Source organism: Curtobacterium sp. Curtsp22 (genome assembly GCF_059492135.1).
The window spans coordinates 3,526,452-3,546,720 of record NZ_CP168519.1 but is presented as its reverse complement, the minus strand read 5'-3'; the positions used below and the strand labels follow the sequence as shown (position 1 = coordinate 3,546,720).

Below are 20,269 nucleotides of genomic sequence, written 5' to 3'. Positions count from 1 at the left end.
CGTGACCAGCATCGACACCGCGCCCTCCGCTGCGGAGGCGAGCCGCGCCTCCAGGCCGATCTACGCCCTGAAGAACGTGAGCAAGACGTACAAGCAGAAGAACCGGACCGTCACCGCGCTGACGAACGTCGACCTGACCATCCCGCAGGGGCAGCTCGTCGCGATCCAGGGGCCGACCGGCGGCGGCAAGTCGACCCTGCTGCAGATGCTCGGCGCGCTCGACCGCCCGAGTGCCGGCAGCGTGCTCCTCGGTGACCAGGACGTGGCGAAGCTCGGGGACGGGGCGCTGACGAACCTACGGGCGACCGAGATCGGGTTCGTCTTCCAGAGCTTCAACCTCATCCCGACGTTGACGGCGCTGGAGAACGTCGAGACCGCGTTCGCCGGGTCCCTCGCGAACCGGTCGCGGTCGGAGATCCGCGACCGGGCGACCGCGGCGCTCCGGGAGGTCGGCCTCGGCGAACGGCTCGACCACCTGCCCGCGGAGCTGTCCGGCGGGCAGCAGCAGCGCGTGGCCATCGCGCGCGCGCTGGTCAAGAACCCGAGCGTGCTGCTGGCGGACGAGCCGACCGGTGCGCTCGACGAGGCGACCCGTGACGAGATCATGGGACTCATCGAGAAGCAGTGGAAGGAGCGCGGGCTCACGGTGGTCATCGTCACGCACGACTCGTGGGTGGCGAAGCGGGCCGAGCGCCGCCTGCACATCAAGCAGGGTCAGGTGCGCGAGGTGTAGGCAGGCCGGGCCGCCGGGGCCGAGTCTCGGCCACGCGGACACTTTCGCGGCACTCGACCCACGAAAGTGTCCGCGGCGGCGAGTCTCGCGCCCCTCAGCCGCCCGCCGGGTAGTCGCAGTACGCGAACCAGCGCGAGTCCGGCGACCACGGCGGCACGTTCACGGTCCCCTGCCCGCCCTCGAGCGTGACGAGGGTCTCCGGCTGGACGGCCATCCGGGCACCGCGCACGAGCGAGCCGGGCAGGAGCCGGAGCTCCACGCGGTGGTCGGCGGGGTGGCCCTGCACGCCGGGCTCGTACGACAGGTAGAGCAGGTGGGCACCGTCCGGCGAGACGTGCGGGAACCAGTTCACCCGGTCGTCGTTCGTGATCCGGACCGGGTCGGTCGCCCCGGGCCAGAGGGCGACGAGCTGCGCGGTGCCCGGCGTGAACCGCTCCGAGTTCCACACGAGCATCTCGCCCGCGAACGAGACGCCGTCGTCGGGGTGCTCGTCGCGGGTCAGGAACGTCGGGTCCCCGGTGGCCGGGTCGACGAGGGCGACGTCGGTGGTCCAGACGCCCTCCTCGGTGCGCTCCCCGACGATCGCCGCGAGGGTCTCGCCGTCGGGCGCGATGCCGTGCAGGTAGAACTTCCGGACGACCGGTAGCGCGGTGGTGACGTCGGTGAGGGTCGCCGCCGCTCCCCCGGCCGGCACCGGCACCCGGTACAGGTCCCCGTCGCGGGCGCTCACCACGACGGAGTTGCCCGAGGGGTCGAGCACGTGGTCGTTGTTGATCTCGGGGACGCCGGGCATCGGGACGCGCACGAGGGCGGTCTCGTCGAGCACGGCGTCGCCGTCGGCAGGGGGCCGCAGCAGCCAGAGGTCGCCGTTCCCGTTCAGCACGAGGGTGCCGTCGGGCAGCACGTTCGGCGCCTCGACGAGCACCGAGCTCGACTCGAGCACGAGCCGGCTCGTCCGGCTCTCGACGTCGTACACGTGCACTCGGCTGGTCTGTCCCGGCAGCAGTTGCCGCCCGCGTGGCTCGCTCATGGTCCCATCCTGTCCGGATTCCGTCCGCCGAGTCTCGCCCCGGCGGACACCTTCGTGGCCTCGCGGACGCGAAAGCGTCCGCCCGGCCGAGTCTCGCTGCCAGCGCACGCACCCGCGCACCAGCGCACGCACCAGCGCACCAGCGCACGCGCGGACGGGAGGCGCGGTGCGGGTCGGACCCGCACCGCGCCTCCCGTCAGGCGGTCCTGCCTACTTCACCGCACCGGCCGTCAGGCCGGCGACGAACTGCCGCTGCACGATGAGGAACGCGATCACGACCGGGATCGAGACGACGAGGGACGCCGCCATGATCTGGTTCCAGTACACGTTCGTCTGCGTGGAGTACTGCTGCAGACCGACGGCCAGCGTCTGCCCGTCGCCGTTCGTCATGACCGAAGCGAAGAGCACCTCGCCCCACGCCGTCATGAACGAGTAGATGCCGACCGCGACCAGACCCGGACGCGCCGAGGGCAGGATGACCCGGAACAGGGCACCCATCGGGCCGGAGCCGTCGACCATCGCGGCCTCGTCGAGTTCACGCGGGATGGTCTCGAAGTAGCCCGCGAGCATCCAGATCGAGAACGGGAGCGTGAACGTCAGGTACGTGATGATCAGGCCGGTCCAGCTGCCGACGAGCTGGATGCCGAGCGCGTTCCCGAGGTTCGTGAAGATGAGGAACAGCGGGAGCAGGAACAGCACGCCGGGGAACATCTGGGTGGAGAGCACCGCGGTGGTGAAGGTGCTCTTGCCCTTGAAGTTCCAGCGCGAGACACCGTAGGCGGCGAAGGTCGCGATGATCAGCGAGAACACCGTCGCGACCGTGCAGACCACGAGCGAGTTGATGAAGTACTTGCCGAGCGGGACCGTCGACCACATGTCGATGAACGGCTGGATGGTGATGTTCGTCGGGATCCACGTGAAGTCGTTCTGCACGTCACCGAGCGGCTTGATGGCCGTCGTGATCATCACGTAGAGCGGGACGACCGTGAACAGGGTCAGGACGACCAGGGTCACGACCTTGAAGGACTTGGCGCCGAATGTCTCACGCACGGACGGACCTCCGGTTGGTCACGGCGAGGTAGATGCCGGTGACGATGAGCAGGAAGATGAGGAGCAGGACGCTCATCGCGGCACCGGAGCCGAAGTTCCAGGTGATGAAGGACGCGTTGTAGATGTGGAAGCTCAACAGGTCCGCCGCCGGGGGCTGGGCGGTCGAGCCGAACAGCACGAACGGTGTGTTGAAGTCGTTGAACGTCCAGAGGAACATCACGAGCACGAGCGTCACGTTGACCGGGCGCACCATCGGCAGCGTGATCGAGCGCCACTGCCGGAAGGGCTTCGCGCCGTCGACCGAGGCGGCCTCGTACACGTCGTTCGGCACGGACTGCAGGCCGGCCATGAGCATGAGGAACGCGAACGGCCAGGTCTTCCAGATCGCCACGACGACGACCGAGACGAAGGCGTTCGAGCCGATCAGCCAGAACGGCCCGGTGCCGTTGAACAGGTGCAGCTGGTCCACGAGGATGTGGTTGATCGCACCCGAGTCACGCTGGAACATGAACTTCCAGGTGATGATGCCGGCGTACATCGGCAGCGCGTACGGCACGAGGAAGAGCGTGCGGAACAGACCGCGCCCCTTGAACGGCTTCTGCAGCGCGACCGCGGCGGCCATGCCGAAGGTCCACGAGAGCCCGACCACGAGGACCGTGAAGCCGCACGTGATGAGGAACGAGTTCAGGACGCCCTTGCCGATCGCCTGGTCGAAGTCGATGACGACCGAGTAGTTGCGCAGCCCCGCGAACGGTGCGGCACCCCAGTTGGCGATGAAGTACTTGGTGAGCTGGATGAACGAGATCCAGATGCCGGTGAGCATCGGCACGATGTGGATCAGCAGCTCGAAGAGGATGGCGGGCGCGACGAGCGCGTAGGGCAGCCAGTGTCCCTTGCGCTTCCGACCGGGCGGACGGCCCGACGTGGTCGGGCCCTTCGTGTGGGTCAGGTCGATGCGCTCGGAGTCGGGCAGGACCGAGGTGGACATGAGCGGGGGCCTTTCGGCAGGAGGGGGATCGGGTGCTTCGCGCGGACCGTGGCAGCGGTCGGGAGGCGCGGCATGCGTGAGCCGATCGGCTCACCCCCGGCGTGTGGCCGGGTGCGGAACCGCAGGTCGCGGGCTCGACGTGGGCGGGGCCGTGGACCTGAGGGGTGGAGGCCCGGGGCGCGTCCTTGCGGACGCGACCCGGGCCTCCTGGGCGGATCAACCAGCGGCCTGGGACACCTGGTCCTGGGCGGTCTGGAGCGCCGACTTGATGTCGCTGTCCGAGACGGTGGAACCGGTCGCGATCTTGGCGAACATGTCGTTCATCGCCTTGCCGACCGTGGACTCGAACTGGTCCTCGGCGGGCACCAGCGGGAGCGGCTTCGCCTTGTTGTTGTAGATGTCGAGGAACGTCTTCGTCTGCTCGTCGGTGACCGAGTCAGCAGCCGCGGCGAGCACCGGCAGCGCCGAGTACGGCTTGTCGAGCGTCGTCTGCGTGTCCGCGCTCGTCATGTACTTGACGAACTTGAGCGCGCCGTCCTTGTTCTTCGTGTTCTTGAAGATCGACAGGTTGATGCCGGCCGGGAAGGACGCGATGTCCTGACCGTCAGCGGTGGTCGGGAACGGCACGACGCCGAACTCGTCCGTCTTCATGCCCTGCGACGTGATGGTCGCGTTCGCGTTGTTCTGCGTGAGCATCATCGCGGCCTTGCCGTTCGCGAAGTCCGAGACGGCCTGGGTGCCGTTGTCGTACTGCGCGTTCGACGGGTTGACGACCTTGTCGGACTGCATCAGGTCGAGGTAGCGCTTGATGCCGTCGACGTTCGCCTTCTGGGTGAAGGTCGGCTTGCCGTCCTTGTCGAACCACTCGCCGCCGTTCTGGGCGGAGGTGATGAACGCGAAGTGCGAGTTCTCGGTGTACGAGCCACCGGCGATGGTGAAGCCGTACTTGTCACCCGAGGTGAGCTTCTTCGCGTCGGCGGTGAGGTCCTCCCACGTGGTCGGCGCTTCGATGCCGGCGTCCGAGAACATCTTCTTGTTGTAGTACAGGCCGTAGGCGAGGCCGTAGAGCGGGACGCTCGTGACGGTCTTGCCGGGCGCGCCACCGGTCGAGAGTGCGACCTTGCCGAACTTGTCGGACCCGCCAATCGCCTTCATCTCCGAGTCACCGAACTCCTGGAAGGCGCCGGTGGCCTGGAGCGAGGTCGCCCAGGTGTTGCCGATGTTGACGACGTCCGGGCCCTGGCCCGAGGTGACGGCGGTCTGGATCTTGTTCTGCAGGTCGTTCCAGCCGATGACCTGGAGGTCGACCTTGATCCCGGTCTCCTTGGTGAACTTCTTGAGGACGGGGGTCAGCACCTCCTTGTCGTTCTGGAGCGACGTGCCCTGGTTGGACGCCCAGTAGGTGAGCGTCTTGGAGTCGCCGGACGAACCGGAGCCTCCGGAGGAGCAGGCTGCGAGGCCGGTCACGGTGAGTGCCGCGGCCGCGGTGATGGCCAGTGCGCGGATGGCAGTGCGCATGACTCTCTACTTTCTCGTCGTTGAGATGGTGCAGGGGGTGGTACTGGTCGTGCTGTCGGGTGCTGCTGTGTGTGCGGTGCCGCTCCGGCCGGTCAGGCCAGGGTCGACGCCGCGGGGTCCCAGCCCTCGGGGAGGGTCGGGGAGGGTGCGACGGTGCTCTCCACGAGCACCGCCTCACCACGTTCGGCTGCCTCGGCGATGGAGACCATCACGTCGAGGACGTGGAAGGCGAGGGCACCGGGGACCCGGTTCTCTTCTCCTGCACGGAGCGAGCGGGCCAGGTCGACCACGCCGGTGCCGCGCGAGTAGGTGGACCCCACGGCGGGGATCGTCTCGGGTTCCTCGGAACCGAGTGCGTACAGCTCGGTGTCGCCGTCGAAGTTGTTCGGGTCGGGGAACACGACCGTGCCGGTCTCGCCCGCGATCTCGACGAAGCCGGTGCGGCCGCGGTCGGACTCGAACGAGAAGACGCTCTGCGCGCTGCCGCCGTTCTCGAACTCGATGAGGGCCGAGTGGTTCGTCGGGACCTCGACCGGGAACTCGGTGCCCGCCTTCGGGCCGGAGCCGATGGTGCGGGTCGCGCGGGACTTCGACGCGGTCGCGGTGACCTTCTTCACCGGGCCGAACGCCTGCACGAGGGTCGTGATGTAGTACGGGCCGATGTCGAACAGCGGGCCGGCGCCGTACGCGAAGAGGAACTCGGGGCTCGGGTGCCACGACTCCGGGCCGGGGCTCTGGAAGAGCGTCAGGCCGTTGAGCGGGGTGCCGATGCGACCGTCGCGGACGGTGCGCAGCGCGGTCTGGAGCCCGGCGCCGAGGAACGTGTCCGGGGCGACGCTGACGGTCTTGCCGGCGGCACGGGCGGCGTCGCGCAGCTCGGCGGCGCTCGCACGGTCGAGGGCGTAGGGCTTCTCGCCCCAGACGTGCTTGCCGGCGGCGAGGGCCTGCAGGGCGACCTCGACGTGGGCGGCCGGGATCGTCAGGTTGACGACGATCTCGATGTCGTCGTTCGCGAGGAGCTCCTCGACCGTGCCGGATCCGGCGACGCCCCACTTCTCCGCCTGGGCTGCTGCGCGGGGCAGGTCGATGTCGGCGATGAAGTGCACCGTCACGTCGGGGAAGACCGTGAGGTTCGAGAGGTACTGGTCCGAGATGACCCCGGCGCCGATGACGCCGACGCCGACCGGGCCGGTGCGGGTGGTCTCGGTGGCGTCGACCTGCGTGTCGGTCGCGGTGGTGGTGTCGGTCATGCGCGGGCCCCCTCGAGGAACGTGTAGGAGTCGGTGACGGCCTGGAAGACGTCGCCCTCGTGGTCGTCGAGCTCGACGACGTGCAGCGCGTCCGGCGCCGCGGCGATGATCTCGCGGATCGGCATGACACCGTTGCCCACGGCGACCTGCTTCTTGTCGTCGTGCGAACCGTCGCCGTCCTTGACGTGCAGGAACTGGACCTTGTCGCCGTACTTGCCGATGATCGCCACCGGGTCGTCGCCGCCGACCTTCACCCAGTAGGTGTCGAGTTCGAGCACGACGTCGTCGGACAGCGCGTCGGCGAAGACCTCGTAGGCGGAGACGCCGTCGATGCGGTTCGAGAACTCGAACGCGTGGTTGTGGTAGCCGAGAGTGAGACCGTGGTCCGCTGCGCGCGGCGCGAGGGCGCTCAGCTCGCGGGCGATGGCCTCGACGTCCTCGCGGGTGGTCCAGCGGGCCTCGTCGATGTGCGGGTCGATCAGGGTCGTGAGGCCGACGGTGACGCTCGCGTGGAAGATCTGCTCGAGGTCCTGCTCGCCGGCGTCGAGGAGTCGGGCGTGACCGCTCGGGCTCTGCAGTCCGGCCGCGGCGAGGGCATCGCGCAGCGCCTCGGCACGGTCGACGAAGCCGAAGGCCTCGACGTTCGTGTAGCCGATGTCGGCGATGCGCTGCAGCGTGCCGGGCAGATCGGCAGCGAGGGCGTCGCGGACTGTGTAGAGCTGGACCGAGAGCGGTTGGGTCACCAGGGGTTCTCCTCGTCGAGATGGTGTGGTCGACGTCGACCGAGCGTCACACTATGACCACTTTTGTCGGCGGTCAAGCAGAAGTTCGTGGTTCTTCGACGAACTTCGTTGCGTGGCGCGTTCGATGTGTGCTTCACTCCCCCACATGGTCGACTTGAACCGGACGGCAGCGTCGCCTCCGGTCGGGACGAGCGAGCTCTTCCAGATCCTCCGCGACGGCGTGCCGCGGACCCGGGCCGAGCTCGCCAGCCTGACGGGACTCGCGCGCTCCACGATCGGCGTGCGCCTCGATGCCCTCATCGAGGTCGGGCTCGTCGGACCCGTGGACACCGCGGCGTCCACGGGCGGACGCCCGCCTGCGCAGGTGGCGCTCATGCCCCGCGCACGCCTGGTCATCGCCGCCGACCTCGGGGCCTCCCACGGCCGCGTCGCCGTCACCGACCTCGTCGCCGAGCCGCTCGCCACCCGCGAGGCACGCATCGACATCGCTGCCGGCCCGGTCCCCACCCTGACGTGGCTCGTCGAGACGATCGACGCGCTCCTCGACGAGGTCGGCCGCGCCCGGGACGACGTCATCGCGATCGGCATCGGCGTCCCGGGGCCGGTCGAGTTCTCCACCGGACGCCCCGCGAACCCGCCGATCATGCCGGGCTGGGACGGCTTCGACGTGCCGGGATGGCTGCGCGCGCACATCGCCGCCCACGTCCTGCTCGACAACGACGTGAACATCGCGGCCCTCGGGGAGCGCGAGCACGGCTGGCCCGGCGTCGACCACCTGCTCTTCGTCAAGGTCGCCACCGGCATCGGCTCCGGGATCGTCTCGGACGGCGAGCTCCAGCGCGGCGCGCAGGGCACCGCGGGTGACATCGGTCACGTCCGGGTCTCGAGCGCCGGCGACGTGCCGTGCCACTGCGGGAACACCGGGTGCCTCGAGGCCGTCGCCTCCGGTCCGGCCATCGCCCGACGACTCCGCGCGAAGGGGCACGACGTGCACTCCAGCGCGGACGTCCTCGAACTCGTCAACCGCTCGGACCTCGACGCCATCCAGGCGGTGCGCCAGGCCGGACGTGACATCGGCGAGGTCCTCGCCACGTGCGTCTCGCTCATGAACCCGTCGGTCATCGCGCTCGGCGGATCGATCACGCAGGCCGGGGAGCACCTCCTCGCCGGGGTCCGCGAGGTCGTCTACTCCCGCTCCATGCCCCTCGCCACGGAACACCTGGTGATCGCGCAGTCGCGGGCCGGGTCGCTCGCGGCGCTCCAGGGCGCGGCGGCGCTCGCCATCGGGTACGCGCTCTCCCCCGCGGGGGTCGACGAGCTGGTGACGTTCGCCGAGGGGCGCCAGCTGGTCTCCTGACCGGTGCGTCGCGTCCGTGCGTCCGCCGGTGCGTCTGCCGGTGCGTCGCGTCCGTGGGTCCGCCGGTGCGTCGGTTTCGTCTCGTCGGTGCGTGGGGAGACAATCGTCGGGTGACGATCGTGCAGCCCACCCTGTGGGGCGACCTGGACCCCGGCCTGGAGGCGCAACCCGCCCCCGGCACGCCGACGTCGGGACCCGTTGCGCACGACGCGTTCACCGCGCTCCGCGGGCACACCGAGCGCATCGTCGCGCACTCCTCCGACCGCGTCGCGTGGCTCCGCGCCCGCGCCATGGGCATCACCGCCACCGACGTCGCCCGGCTCGCCTCGCTGCGCGCCGTCGACGCGGTCGTCACCGACAAGCGGTACGGCTCGCGGTTCTCCGGCAACTCGTACACGGAGCACGGCAAGGAACGCGAACCGGTCATCGCCGCCTGGGTCGCCGCGACGCACGGCATCCAGCCGTCCGCACACCTGTTCCACGCCGCCACCAACCGCGCCCACCTCGCGACCCCGGACGGCGTCGGCGTCGACGGTTCGTCGCGGGTCGTCCTCGCCGAGATCAAGACCACCGGCAAGGGCTGGCGGAGCATCCCCCGGCACTACCTCCGCCAGATCTGGTGGCAGCAGTACGTGCTCGGTGCCGACCGCACCCTGTTCGTCTGGGAACGCCACGACGGCTTCGTGCCGGTCGCCGACGAGCCCGAGTGCCGGTGGGTCGACCGCGACGACGACCAGATCCGCGGGCTGATCCAGCTCGCCGACCTCGTGCTCGACCGGCTGCGCGACTTCCGGAGCTAGACCTTCACGATCCGCAGGCGACTCATCCCGATGACGAGCACGCCGAGCAGGACGATCGACACCGCCACCCCGAGGCAGTAGAGCGCCACGACGCCGTAGCCCAGGTCGGGGTTCAGGAACGGGTACGGCACCCATCCGTCCGTCGCGCCGCGGACCAGCACCACGATCGTCCAGATGGCCGGGTAGACGAGGAACCACCACACGTGGCGGAGCAGGAGCTTCGACCGGTCGGAGAACAGCAGCCAGTCCAGCACCGCGTACGCGGGGAGGACCTTGTGCAGGATGTCGTTCGACCACTGCACGTTCGCCGACACGTCGACCCCGGTGAGCAGGGTGTTGTAGACGATCCCCGTCGTCGCGATGTACACCGTCGCGGCGCCGCGGAACAGACTCACGCGCAGGTCCCCGCGCTTCCGGCGGGCCGCCGCGACGAGGGTCACGGCGAAGGCCAACGCGATGATGATGTTCGACTGGATCGTGAAGTAGCCGAAGAAGTTCCACGGGTTGTAGCTCGGGAGCTTCGAGCTGACCAGCCACTGCCCGACGATGGCGGCCACGACGGCGATGACCGCGAGCAGCCGGAGCGAGTTCACGAGGGTGCGCACCAGGCCACGCTACCGGCACACCGCGCCGGGTACGCGAAAGGACCCGCACCGGGAGCGGTGCGGGTCCTTCACTGGGTCAGATGACTCAGATGCTGTTGACGTCGAGCGGGATGCCCGGGCCGAAGGTCGTCGAGACGGCGCCCTTCATGATGTAGCGGCCCTTCGAGGCGCTCGGCTTGAGGCGGTTGATCTCCTCGAGCGCGGTCGAGATGTTCTCGTCGAGCTGCTCCGGCGTGAACGAGGCCTTGCCGACGACGAAGTGCACGTTGGCGTGCTTGTCGACGCGGAACTCGATCTTGCCGCCCTTGATGTCGTTGACGGCCTGCGCCACGTTCGGGGTCACGGTGCCGGTCTTCGGGTTCGGCATGAGGCCACGCGGGCCGAGCACCTTACCGAGACGACCGACCTTGCCCATGAGCTCCGGCGTCGCGACGGCGGAGTCGAAGGCGGTGTAGCCCTCGGCGACCTTCGCGATGAGCTCGTCGCCACCGACCTCGTCGGCGCCGGCGGCGATGGCGGCCTCAGCCGCTGCGCCGACCGCGAAGACGATGACGCGGGCGGTCTTGCCCGTGCCGTGCGGCAGGATGACCGTGCCACGGACCATCTGGTCCGCCTTGCGCGGGTCGACACCGAGCTTCAGGGCGACCTCGACGGTGGAGTCGGTCTTGGTGGAACCGGTCTCCTTCGCGAGGGCGACTGCCTCGGTGGGGGTGTAGAACTTGTCGGCCTCGATCTTCGCGGCCGCGGCCTGGTAGGCCTTGGACTTCTTCGCCATGGTGTTCTCCTTGGGAGCTACGTGGTTGACGAGCCGGCGCGGCTCTCCCACGGAAGGGTGTTCGGTTGTGTGCCTGAGCAGGTGGGGCTTACGCCTCGACCGTGATGCCCATCGAGCGAGCGGTACCGGCGATGATCTTCGCGGCCTGCTCGATGTCGTTGGCGTTCAGGTCGGCCTGCTTGGTCTCGGCGATCTGACGGACCTGGTCCATCGAGATCTTCGCGACCTTGACCGTGTGCGGGGTGGCGGAACCCTTCTGCACACCCGCGGCCTTCTTGATCAGCTCTGCCGCCGGCGGGGTCTTGAGGACGAACGTGAACGAACGGTCCTCGTAGACGGTGATCTCGACCGGCACGACGTTGCCACGCTGCGACTCGGTCGCCGCGTTGTACGCCTTGCAGAACTCCATGATGTTGACGCCGTGCTGACCGAGCGCCGGACCGATCGGCGGGGCCGGGTTGGCGGCGCCCGCGTTGATCTGCAGCTTGATCAGGCCCGTGACCTTCTTCTTCGGTGCCATGACTTGTCTTCCTCCTGGAATCGAACGCACGGGGATCCGTGCACTCTCCCGCTGGCCCGGCCGTTCCGGACCGCGGTGAAGCCCCGCACGCACGAAGCGTGCGGGGCCAAACTCGTTGAGTCTACCCGATGATCGGGGTGGACTACAGCTTGGTGACCTGGTCGAAGCTGAGCTCGACCGGGGTCTCGCGCTCGAACAGCGAGACGAGGACCGTGAGCTTGCCGCTCTCCGGCTTGATCTCGGAGATCGACCCCGGCAGACCCGCGAACGAGCCTTCCTTGATGGTGATCGTCTCGCCGATCTCGAAGTCGACCTCGGCCGCCGGCTGGGACTGTGCGCCGCCGGAGCCCTTCGCGCCACCCTTGGTCGGAGCGGCCTCGGCCACCTGGACCAGGGACTTCAGCATGCCGAACGCCTCGTCGAAGCGGAGCGGCGTCGGGTTGTGGGCGTTGCCGACGAAGCCGGTGACACCCGGGGTGTGCCGGACGACGGACCACGAGTCCTCGTTGAGGTCCATGCGGACGAGCACGTACGAGGGGATCCGGACGCGGGTGACCAGCTTGCGCTGCCCGTTCTTGATCTCGACGACGTCCTCCATCGGGACCTCGACCTGGTAGATGTAGTCCTCCATCGACATCGAGACCATGCGGTTCTCGATGTTCGACTTCACGCGGCGCTCGAAGCCCGCGTAGGAGTGGATGACGTACCACTTGCCCGGCTTCATCCGCAGCTCGGCCTTGAAGGCCTCGTACGGGTCGACCTCGGCCTCTTCTTCGGCTTCTTCAGCGTCGAGGGCCTCGTCGGCGGCGAGCGTCGCGTTGGCCTCGGCCGCGGTCTCCTCTTCCAGCTCGACCTCTTCTTCGTCCTCGACTGCCTCGACGGCGGCCTCGGCCTCGTGGGCGGTGTCGATCTCGAGCGCGTCGTCCACGACGGCGTCGGCCTCGGGGTCGCGCGACTCGGCCAGCGCGGTGAGCGCCTCGTCGATGCCGGCGTCGACGGTGCCATCGTCGGGCTCGTCGCTCAGGCCGAGGGACTCGTCGTTCTCGTCCTCGATCTCGATGGCTCGCTCTTCGGCGGACTCGGCCGAACGCTCCTCGCCGGTCTCGACGTCGCCTTCCTGGTTCTCCTCGACTTCGGAGGACTGCTCGGCAGCCGTGGCGAGGTCGATGTCGTCGCGGGAGTTGTCAGACACTGTCGAATCTTTCCGTTCGGTGATGCGGATCGGGTTGGCGGGCGGATCGGTTCACGACCGGCGCCGTCTCGGGCGACCGTACTCCTGTCCGCGAGCGGTCAGGACAGCCGGTGTCCGGCTCAGGCCGTCGGCCCGTTGCCGAACACGTACCCGACGCCGAGTCCGAACACGAAGTCGAGGACCGACACCAGGATCATCATCACGACGACGAAGACCAGGACGACGCCCGTGTAGCTGAAGAGCTCCTTGCGGGTCGGCGTGACCACCTTGCGGAGCTCGCCGAGGACCTGACGGATGAAGAGCACGATGGCAGCGAACGGACCACGGCGCTCGGCCCGGTCCTGCTTCGCCTTGGCGACGACGTCATCCGCCGTCGTCTCCATGTCTTTGCTCGCCAACTTCTACCCTTCCAGATGTGCAGGGCGGACAGGACTCGAACCTGCAACCTGCGGTTTTGGAGACCGCTGCTCTACCAATTGAGCCACCGCCCTTCGGACACGGTTCGTCACCGATCCGTGTTCCGGTGGTCGAGTGTACGGGAGTCCGTCACACGGTGTCCACTTGACGGATGCTCCGGCGTGCCGCGCCGGTAGGCTGGGCCCCGTGAGCACCGAAGCCCCAGGCCCCGAGTCCACCGCCCACCCCGCTGCCGCGACCACCGATCGGCCGCGCATCGCGTCCCGCATCGCCGCGATCGCCGAGTCCGCGACGCTCAAGGTCGATGCGAAGGCCAAGGCGCTCAAGGCCGCCGGTCGCCCGGTCATCTCGTTCGCCGCGGGCGAGCCGGACTTCGCCACGCCGCAGCACGTCGTCGACGCCGCCGTGCAGGCAGCGCAGGACCCGAAGAACCACCGGTACACGCCCGCGACCGGCCTGCCCGAGCTCAAGCAGGCGATCGCCGAGAAGACCGCCCGCGAGTCCGGCATCACCGTCGACCCCGCCCGGGTGATCGTCACGAACGGCGGCAAGCAGGCCGTCTACCAGGCGTTCCAGACGATCGTGGACGACGGCGACGAGGTCCTCCTGCCGGCGCCGTACTGGACCACCTACCCCGAGGCCATCCGGCTCGCCGGGGGCGTCCCCGTCGACGTCTTCGCCGGCAGCGACCAGGACTACCTCGTCACGGTCGACCAGCTCGAGGCCGCCCGCACCCCGAAGACCAAGGCGCTGCTGTTCTGCTCGCCGTCGAACCCGACCGGCTCGGTGTACACCGCCGAGCAGACGAAGGCCATCGGCGAGTGGGCGCTCGAGCACGGCATCTGGGTCATCAGCGACGAGATCTACCAGGACCTCGTGTACGACGGCGTGCGGTTCACCGGCATCCTCGAGGCGGTCCCGGCCCTCGCCGACACGACGATCCTCGTCAACGGCGTCGCGAAGACGTACGCGATGACCGGGTGGCGTGTCGGGTGGTTCATCGGACCGTCCGACGCGGTCAAGGCGGCGTCGAACCTGCAGTCGCACCTGTCGAGCAACGTGTCGAACGTGTCGCAGCGCGCCGCGATCGCCGCGCTGACCGGCCCGCAGGAACCCGTCACGACCATGCGCGAGGCCTTCGACCGCCGTCGTCAGGCGATCGTCGCGGGTCTGAACGCGATCCCGGGCTTCGTCACGCCGACCCCGCACGGCGCCTTCTACGTCTACCCCGACGTCACGGCGCTCCTCGGCCGCGAGTGGGCCGGCTCGACTCCGACCACGACGCTCGAGCTCGCCGACCTCATCCTCGAGCACGCCGAGGTCGCGGTCGTCCCTGGTGAGGCGTTCGGCCCCTCCGGCTACCTCCGCCTGTCGTACGCGCTCGGTGACGACGACATCGCCGAGGGCGTCGCGCGGCTCGCGAAGTTCTTCGCGTAGTCACCCGTTGATGCAGAACGGCCCACCTCGTCGAGGTGGGCCGTTCCGCGTCGCGGGCCAGGAGGCGCGGCTCGGCTCAGGCGAGCAGGTCGCCCACCACGACGGGTTCCGGCACGAGCGAGACACCGAAGCGGTTCAGGACGGTCACCTGGACGTAGCGGGCGAGTTCGGCCACCTGGGCGGCGGTCGCTCCCCCGCGGTTCGTCAGCGCGAGCGTGTGCTTCGACGAGATCGCGGCGCGGGACCCGGGGACGGCGTACCCGCGGTGGACGCCGGCGTGCTCGATGAGCCACGCGGCGCTGAGCTTGACGTCGTCGCCCGCCGGCCAGCGCGGCGCCTCGGCCGGCAGGGTCTCGGCGAAGGCGGCGGACACGATCGGGTTCGTGAAGAACGACCCCGCGCTCCACGTGTCGTGGTCGTCCGCGTCGAGGACCATGCCCTTGGACCCCCGGAGCCGCAGGACCTCGGACCGCACCGTCGCCGGCTCGACGAACGCCCCGAGCTCGACGCCGAGCGACCCGGCGAGCTGGGCGTAGCGGACCGGGACCCCGGCGCCCCGGACGGTGCCGAGCCGGAACTCGACCGTCAGCACGGCACCGCGCCGTCCGTGCTTGAGGGTCGAGGTTCGGTAGCCGAGCGCCAGCTCGGCCGCTGGGACCCACGCGCGCTTCCCCGTCGACGCGTCGAGGAACTCGATCCGGGTGAGCACGTCGGACAGCTCGACCCCGTAGGCGCCGATGTTCTGCACGGGGGCGGCGCCGACGGTACCCGGGATGCCGCTCAGCGCCTCCAGGCCCGTCCACCCGTTCTCGACCGTCGTGGCGACGAACGCGTCCCACGGCTCGCCGGCCGCGACGCGGACGGTGACGGTGACGCCGTCCGCGTCGTGCTCGATGCCCGTCGTGCGCACGAGCACGACGGTGCCGTCGAAGCCGTCGTCGGCGACGAGCAGGTTGCTGCCGCCACCGAGGACCAGCCACTCGTCGTCGTCCCACGCCGCGGTGACGTGCGCGACGAGCTCGTCGGTGGTCGACGCCGTGAGCAGCCGCGCCGCGGGACCACCGACGCGCAGCGTCGTGAGGTCGGCGAGCACCGGCTCCGTCACGGTCAGCGGAACGCCACCGTGACCTGCGCCTTGCCGAGCACGGTCTGCCCAGCGGCGGTCACGGTGAGGTCGATGCGCTGCGGACGGCCGTCGTCGTCGACGGTGCCGACCTTGGCGACGACGCCGACGGTGGCGCCCTGCTCCGGGTCGACGACCACGGGGCGGGTGAACCGGACGCCGTAGCGGACCACCCAGCCGCGGTCGCCGAGCCACTCGGAGACTGGCTGCACAGCCAGTCCCATCGTGAGCATGCCGTGCGCCAGGACACCGGGCAGGCCGACGGAGGCGGCGACGTCGTCGCGGTAGTGGATCGGGTTGAAGTCGCCGGACGCGCCGGCGTAGCGGACGAGCGAGTCGCGGGTGATGTGGACCTCGCGCTCGGCGACGACGGTGCCGACCTCGAGCGCGGTCACGGGTGCGGTGGTCATGCGTCGTCTCCTCGGACCACGAGGGTGGAGGTCGCCGTGACGACGTGCTCCCCCGCGGCGTCGTTCATCGTGCTCTCGGCGGTGACCATGGCGTTGCCGCCGAGGGTCTTCACGCTCGTCACGGTCAGGGTCGCGGTGAGTTCGTCCCCGGCGACGATCGGTCGCTCGTAGGCGAAGGCCTGCTCGCCGTGGACCACACGGGAGAAGTCGATGCCGGCGTCGGGCTCGGCGAGGAGCTGGGCCAGCGTTGCTTCCTGCACGACGACCGCGAAGGTCGGCGGGGCGACGACGTCGTCGTAGCCGGCGGCGCGGGCGGCCTCGGGCTCGTGGTGGATCGGGTTCGTCGCGAACACGGCGCGGGAGAACTCGCGCACCTTCTCGCGACCGACCAGGTAGGGCTGGGCCGGCGGGAACGTCCTGCCGACGAGCTCGGGGTTCACAGACACGTCCGGCAGTCTAGCGACGCCCGCTCGGGGGGCCTGTGTTCATGAGTATGCATCGGCTATGCTGACCCGACGCGGTTCGGGGGAACCGACACCGATCTCCGGGGATGGGGAGGAACGATGGACCACACGACAGAGTTCGCCGTGCACACGGGCGACCGCTGCACCGCGATGGAGGCCGCCGGCGCCGCACTGCAGCGGGCGGGGCACCACGTCGAGTCGACGGGCGGGACGCTCACCGCGACGACCGGCAACCGAGTGCTCACGATCCTGCTCGGGGCGCTCGTGCACCCGTCGCGGGAGTTCCGGCGGTACGAGCTCTCGACGACCGTCACGGGGACGTCGACCACGATCACGCTGCGGCACTCCGGGCACGGCACCGCGGTGTCGGGCGGGGAGATCGGTGCGAAGCGGCGGCACGATGCCGGGCGCAGCACGGCCGCGGTGATCGAGCGGGCGCTCCGTCAGGCGGGCGTGCTCAGCGCGCGGTAGCGCGCCGCGCGGGGGCGGCGCGGGGGGCGCGGGGGGGGCGCGGGGGGCGCGGGGCGGCGCGGGGGCGCGGGACGCGCCGCGGGCCGGGCGGGCCGGGCCGCCGGGCCGGCGGGCGCCTGCGGCCGGGCGCGAGCGCGTCGCCGGGCGCGGGCGCTGGCCGCACAACGCAAGTCGCTGCGAACCGCGTCTTCGCACGGTTCGGCGGGACTTGCGTTGTGCGCACGCACCCGGCGCTGCCGGCGCCCGGCGCTGCCGGCGCCCGGCGCTGCCGGCGCCCGGCGCGCGGCGCGCGGCGGCCGGGAACCAACCACGGAAACGACACGGAACCAGGTCCTGGGGCCGGTTCGACGTCGGGAACGTGGTTCGACGCAGCCCGCGGACCGCGACGGCGAGCGGTCGCCCGCGCCGGCACGCGCGCCGCACAACGCAAGGCACGGCGAACCGCGCACTCCCCAGGTTCGGGGCGACTTGCGTTGTGCGCAGGCACCCGACGCCGCGGGCGGGGCGGCCGCGGGCGGGGCGGCGCGTGCGCGGGCGCGGGGACGAACCACGGGAACGACACGGAACCAGGTCGTGGGGCCGGTTCGACGTCGGGAACGTGGTTCGACGCCGCAGCCCACACCGAGGCACCGACGCCGACGCGCCGACGCACACGCAAGACGCGCGCACGACACCGCCCGAGAACGACGAAAGCCCGGCGAACGGATCGCCGGGCTTGCGGTAGCGAGGGCGGGACTTGAACCCGCGACCCCACGATTATGAGTCGTGTGCTCTAACCAACTGAGCTACCCCGCCAAGGATCCGGCACGACTACCGCACCGGGTCGGAGCCCCGAGTCAGGATTGAACTGACGACCCCTTCCTTACCATGGAAGTGCTCTACCACTGAGCTATCGGGGCATGTGCCGCTCGGCGGCACCACACGAGGATAGCAGACCCGCGACGGTGGTCAGGAACCGGCCGTGACGCCCGGGCGTGCCGCGTGGAACCGCTAGTTCGCGTTGGCCTCGAGCCACGCCAGCGGGTCCACCGGGACACCGTCGACGTGCACCTCGAGGTGCAGGTGCGGACCGGTCGAGTTGCCGGTGCTGCCGACCAGACCGAGCTCGTCGCCGACCTCGACCTGCTGGCCCTTGACGACCTTGAAGGAGTTGTCCTCCATGTGGCCGTAGACGCTGACGAACTGCTTGCCGTCGACGTCGTGCTCGACCCAGACGTCGTTGCCGAAGCCGCCGTCGTTCGCCTGCACCTTGAGGACGGTGCCGGCGGCGATGACCCGGATCGGCGTGCCCTCACCCGGAGCGAAGTCGACGCCCATGTGGTTCGTCGAGCAGAAGGAGCATCCCTCGACCTGGCGTCCGCCGAACCCGGAGGTGATCGGCACACCGGTCAGGAACGGCCACTGGATCGTGCCGTTCGGGTCGTTCGTGAAGCTCGAGGAGTCGACGTTCTTGTACTGCGTCGCCGAGGACACCGAGTACTGGTCGCGGTTCGTCTCGGCGTCGGTCGCGCCGGCACCGACGCTGAGGGACTGCGTGTCACCCGAGGCCGTCGCCCGCGCCGACGTCGAGCCGGGCTCGGGGGTGTACAGCGCCTGTGCGGGCAGCGAGGTCGACACGACGAGCCCCGCGACGAACAGCAGCGCGCCGACGGCCGTCACCCGCGAGGCCGCCCGACGGAACGACGCACCCTGCGACCCCCGCGCGGCACGCGGCGCGACCGCGGCGACCGGAGTCCCTGCAGCGGGAGCCGTGCGAGCGATGTGGCGCGTGGCCCGGTCGGCCTGCACGGGGCGGTGACGGCACGCCCGGTCCGACGGGACGCCGGCACCTGCCCGAGGACACGGCGCACGGACGGCGCGGCCGACGTGGGGGCCGTGACCGCCGGGGCAGCAGCCACGACCGGCGACGAGGGCGCCGGCGGCGTCACGGGCGATGCGGTCGCCGCGGGCATCGCGGGCGAGGCCGGCGCGAGGTCGATGGGCGACACCGGCGCGGCCGGGGTCGCGGGTGTCCCCGGGCTCACCAGGTCGTCGAAGGTCGCGTCACCGAGGGCGGCCCGGGAGGCGCGGCTCGTCTCCGCCACGGCCGTCGCGTGCTCGACGCGCTCCGGTGCTCCCCCGGAGGACGCCGTCGCCGCCGCGCGTTCCGCCTCGATGCGGGCCCGTCGGGTCAGGTGGACGACCGGTGCGGGAGCGTCCGCGGAGCCGTCGGTGTGCACGGGCGTGAGGGGAGCGTGGGGCATGTGTTCGGCGTGGATCCTGATCGGGGCGAGACGCGCTCGTTGGTAACGAGCAGATAACGGGACCCGAGCACGCTAGCAGGAGCGTCCGGGAGACGCCAGTCCTCGGGATGTCCTCACCCGGCGAGCACGGCCTCCTCGAGGCGCCGTAGCAGGCCCTCGAGCTCGTCCGCCACCGCGGGTGCGGCGAAGAGGAACGACCGCGTGCCGCCGGCCTCCCAGATCCGGGTCTCGGCGCCGGCCTCACGGGCGACGATCGACCCGGCGGCCATGTCCCACGGGTTGATCCCGCGCTCGTAGTAGGCGTCCACGGTGCCGACCCCCACCGCGCAGCAGTCCAGCGAGGCCGCTCCCCCACGGCGGATGTCGCGGACCTCACCGATGAGTCCGGCGAGCACCGCGACCTGCTGCCGGCGGCGCTCGGCGGTGTACCCGAAGCCGGTGGCGACGAGCGTCTCGGCGAGCGAGGCCGGCGTCCCGACGTGCAGCGGCACCCCGTCGCGCGTGGCACCCTCGCCGGCGGCAGCGCGGAACACGACGCCGGTCGCGGGCTGGACGACCACGCCGGCGATCGGCTCCCACGAGGTCGGGTCGGCCGGCCCGCGCACCACGCCGATGCTCACGCCGTACTCGGCGCTGCCGTAGAGGTAGTTGACCGTGCCGTCGATCGGGTCGACCACCCACGTGATGCCCGAGGTCCCCGCGCCGGTGCCGGACTCCTCACCGAAGAACGCGTCGTCCGGCCGGGCCTCGGCGATCCGGGCCCGGACGAGTGCCTCGACCTCGCGGTCGGCAGCCGTGACCACGTCGACGATGCTCGACTTCCGGTCGGCGACCTCGACCCCCTCGACCCGTCGGCGTGCGGCGAGCGCTGCTGCCTCTCGGGCGATGGACTCGGCGAGGTCGGCGAACTGGACGGCGGTGAGGTCGGAGGGCATGCGTCCATCCTCGCGGAAACGGAACGGCCCCGTCCGATGAGGACGGGGCCGTTCCGTTGGTGGCAAGTGAGGGATTCGAACCCCCGAAGGCTACGCCGGCTGATTTACAGTCAGATCCCTTTGGCCGCTTGGGTAACTTGCCATGTGCGCACCCGGCTCGTGTAGTCACCAACCGAAGGCGCGCATGAAAGCATAGCCGATCCGAGAC

The 20,269-nt window shown here is 70.3% G+C and carries 22 protein-coding genes and 4 tRNA genes; 5 read left to right on the top strand and 21 right to left on the bottom strand.

Going from position 1 to position 20,269, the window contains the following annotated elements; all coding sequences use genetic code 11:
• Window positions 1-58: 58 nt before the first annotated feature.
• Complete coding sequence (locus ACEN8D_RS17270) at window positions 59-733, top strand: ABC transporter ATP-binding protein (protein ID WP_070419492.1); 675 nt, start codon at window positions 59-61, stop codon at window positions 731-733.
• A 94-nt stretch (window positions 734-827) separates the two neighbouring features.
• On the opposite strand, the gene ACEN8D_RS17265 is transcribed toward ACEN8D_RS17270, so the two are convergent.
• The 6 genes from ACEN8D_RS17265 to ACEN8D_RS17240 all read right to left on the bottom strand — a co-directional run bounded on the left by ACEN8D_RS17265 (window position 828) and on the right by ACEN8D_RS17240 (window position 7,312).
• Window positions 828-1,763, bottom strand: a complete 936-nt coding sequence (locus ACEN8D_RS17265) for a TolB family protein (protein ID WP_413400114.1) — start codon at window positions 1,761-1,763, stop codon at window positions 828-830.
• 210 nt (window positions 1,764-1,973) lie between these two features.
• Window positions 1,974-2,813: a carbohydrate ABC transporter permease gene (locus tag ACEN8D_RS17260; protein WP_070418381.1), complete on the bottom strand. Its 840-nt coding sequence runs from the start codon at window positions 2,811-2,813 to the stop codon at window positions 1,974-1,976.
• Entirely contained in the window at window positions 2,806-3,801 is a 996-nt protein-coding gene (locus ACEN8D_RS17255; RefSeq protein ID WP_092386365.1) for a carbohydrate ABC transporter permease, read from the bottom strand. Before ACEN8D_RS17255 ends, ACEN8D_RS17260 begins: the two co-directional genes overlap by 8 nt.
• 216 nt (window positions 3,802-4,017) lie before the next feature.
• Window positions 4,018-5,319, bottom strand: coding sequence for an ABC transporter substrate-binding protein (locus ACEN8D_RS17250; protein ID WP_070418380.1), 1,302 nt, complete (start codon window positions 5,317-5,319; stop codon window positions 4,018-4,020).
• A gap of 92 nt (window positions 5,320-5,411) precedes the next feature.
• Window positions 5,412-6,569 (bottom strand): Gfo/Idh/MocA family protein, encoded by a 1,158-nt coding sequence (locus tag ACEN8D_RS17245; protein WP_413398450.1) that lies wholly within the window; start codon window positions 6,567-6,569, stop codon window positions 5,412-5,414.
• Window positions 6,566-7,312 carry a sugar phosphate isomerase/epimerase family protein gene (locus ACEN8D_RS17240; protein WP_092386363.1) on the bottom strand — a complete coding sequence of 249 codons (747 nt, stop codon included), beginning with the start codon at window positions 7,310-7,312 and terminating at the stop codon, window positions 6,566-6,568. Before ACEN8D_RS17240 ends, ACEN8D_RS17245 begins: the two co-directional genes overlap by 4 nt.
• Before the next feature lie 145 nt (window positions 7,313-7,457).
• Here ACEN8D_RS17240 and ACEN8D_RS17235 point away from each other — a divergent pair, with 145 nt between their 5' ends.
• Window positions 7,458-8,669, top strand: a complete 1,212-nt coding sequence (locus ACEN8D_RS17235) for an ROK family transcriptional regulator (protein WP_071302604.1) — start codon at window positions 7,458-7,460, stop codon at window positions 8,667-8,669.
• A 110-nt stretch (window positions 8,670-8,779) separates the two neighbouring features.
• Window positions 8,780-9,469 carry a YqaJ viral recombinase family protein gene (locus ACEN8D_RS17230; RefSeq protein WP_413398449.1) on the top strand — a complete coding sequence of 230 codons (690 nt, stop codon included), beginning with the start codon at window positions 8,780-8,782 and terminating at the stop codon, window positions 9,467-9,469.
• On the opposite strand, the gene ACEN8D_RS17225 is transcribed toward ACEN8D_RS17230, so the two are convergent.
• From ACEN8D_RS17225 to ACEN8D_RS17200, 6 genes are all read right to left on the bottom strand, one after another.
• Window positions 9,466-10,074 (bottom strand): Pr6Pr family membrane protein, encoded by a 609-nt coding sequence (locus tag ACEN8D_RS17225; RefSeq protein ID WP_413398448.1) that lies wholly within the window; start codon window positions 10,072-10,074, stop codon window positions 9,466-9,468. The two genes, ACEN8D_RS17230 and ACEN8D_RS17225, sit on opposite strands and share 4 nt — an antisense overlap.
• A gap of 85 nt (window positions 10,075-10,159) precedes the next feature.
• A complete protein-coding gene (rplA, locus tag ACEN8D_RS17220; RefSeq protein WP_070418374.1) occupies window positions 10,160-10,849 on the bottom strand; it encodes a 50S ribosomal protein L1 in 690 nt (229 codons plus the stop codon).
• 88 nt (window positions 10,850-10,937) lie between these two features.
• The gene (gene rplK, locus ACEN8D_RS17215; RefSeq protein ID WP_022906459.1) at window positions 10,938-11,369 is read right to left on the bottom strand and encodes a 50S ribosomal protein L11; all 432 of its coding nucleotides are present in this window, start codon (window positions 11,367-11,369) and stop codon (window positions 10,938-10,940) included.
• A gap of 142 nt (window positions 11,370-11,511) precedes the next feature.
• Window positions 11,512-12,561, bottom strand: a complete 1,050-nt coding sequence (nusG, locus tag ACEN8D_RS17210; RefSeq protein ID WP_413398447.1) for a transcription termination/antitermination protein NusG — start codon at window positions 12,559-12,561, stop codon at window positions 11,512-11,514.
• 119 nt (window positions 12,562-12,680) lie between these two features.
• Complete coding sequence (secE, locus tag ACEN8D_RS17205) at window positions 12,681-12,944, bottom strand: preprotein translocase subunit SecE (protein WP_370871658.1); 264 nt, start codon at window positions 12,942-12,944, stop codon at window positions 12,681-12,683.
• A gap of 35 nt (window positions 12,945-12,979) precedes the next feature.
• Window positions 12,980-13,052: transfer RNA gene (locus ACEN8D_RS17200), tRNA-Trp, on the bottom strand.
• A gap of 181 nt (window positions 13,053-13,233) precedes the next feature.
• Between ACEN8D_RS17200 and ACEN8D_RS17195 the strand changes: the two genes are divergently transcribed.
• Complete coding sequence (locus ACEN8D_RS17195; protein WP_413398451.1) at window positions 13,234-14,415, top strand: pyridoxal phosphate-dependent aminotransferase; 1,182 nt, start codon at window positions 13,234-13,236, stop codon at window positions 14,413-14,415.
• Window positions 14,416-14,491: 76 nt separating this feature from the next.
• Here the strand turns inward: ACEN8D_RS17195 and ACEN8D_RS17190 are convergent, their stop codons facing one another.
• The 3 genes from ACEN8D_RS17190 to ACEN8D_RS17180 are packed head-to-tail and all read right to left on the bottom strand — an operon-like array spanning window position 14,492 to window position 16,394.
• A complete protein-coding gene (locus tag ACEN8D_RS17190; protein WP_413461473.1) occupies window positions 14,492-15,520 on the bottom strand; it encodes a UDP-N-acetylmuramate dehydrogenase in 1,029 nt (342 codons plus the stop codon).
• Window positions 15,521-15,522: 2 nt separating this feature from the next.
• On the bottom strand, window positions 15,523-15,948 hold the full coding sequence (locus ACEN8D_RS17185; protein ID WP_071296734.1) for a MaoC/PaaZ C-terminal domain-containing protein: 426 nt from the start codon (window positions 15,946-15,948) through the stop codon (window positions 15,523-15,525).
• Window positions 15,945-16,394, bottom strand: coding sequence for a MaoC family dehydratase N-terminal domain-containing protein (locus ACEN8D_RS17180; protein ID WP_083295268.1), 450 nt, complete (start codon window positions 16,392-16,394; stop codon window positions 15,945-15,947). Before ACEN8D_RS17180 ends, ACEN8D_RS17185 begins: the two co-directional genes overlap by 4 nt.
• Before the next feature lie 117 nt (window positions 16,395-16,511).
• Here ACEN8D_RS17180 and ACEN8D_RS17175 point away from each other — a divergent pair, with 117 nt between their 5' ends.
• Complete coding sequence (locus tag ACEN8D_RS17175) at window positions 16,512-16,883, top strand: hypothetical protein (protein ID WP_413398445.1); 372 nt, start codon at window positions 16,512-16,514, stop codon at window positions 16,881-16,883.
• A 721-nt stretch (window positions 16,884-17,604) separates the two neighbouring features.
• On the opposite strand, the gene ACEN8D_RS17170 is transcribed toward ACEN8D_RS17175, so the two are convergent.
• From ACEN8D_RS17170 to ACEN8D_RS17145, 6 genes are all read right to left on the bottom strand, one after another.
• Window positions 17,605-17,678 (bottom strand) — tRNA-Met (locus ACEN8D_RS17170).
• A 32-nt stretch (window positions 17,679-17,710) separates the two neighbouring features.
• A tRNA-Thr gene (locus tag ACEN8D_RS17165) sits at window positions 17,711-17,782 on the bottom strand.
• Between the two features lie 91 nt (window positions 17,783-17,873).
• Complete coding sequence (locus ACEN8D_RS17160) at window positions 17,874-18,542, bottom strand: M23 family metallopeptidase (RefSeq protein ID WP_495601083.1); 669 nt, start codon at window positions 18,540-18,542, stop codon at window positions 17,874-17,876.
• Window positions 18,539-19,126 carry a hypothetical protein gene (locus ACEN8D_RS17155; RefSeq protein WP_495601082.1) on the bottom strand — a complete coding sequence of 196 codons (588 nt, stop codon included), beginning with the start codon at window positions 19,124-19,126 and terminating at the stop codon, window positions 18,539-18,541. The genes ACEN8D_RS17160 and ACEN8D_RS17155 overlap by 4 nt, the downstream gene beginning before the upstream one ends.
• A 113-nt stretch (window positions 19,127-19,239) precedes the next feature.
• Window positions 19,240-20,061 (bottom strand): inositol monophosphatase family protein, encoded by an 822-nt coding sequence (locus ACEN8D_RS17150; protein WP_413399820.1) that lies wholly within the window; start codon window positions 20,059-20,061, stop codon window positions 19,240-19,242.
• Between the two features lie 57 nt (window positions 20,062-20,118).
• Window positions 20,119-20,203 (bottom strand) — tRNA-Tyr (locus tag ACEN8D_RS17145).
• Window positions 20,204-20,269: the final 66 nt, after the last annotated feature.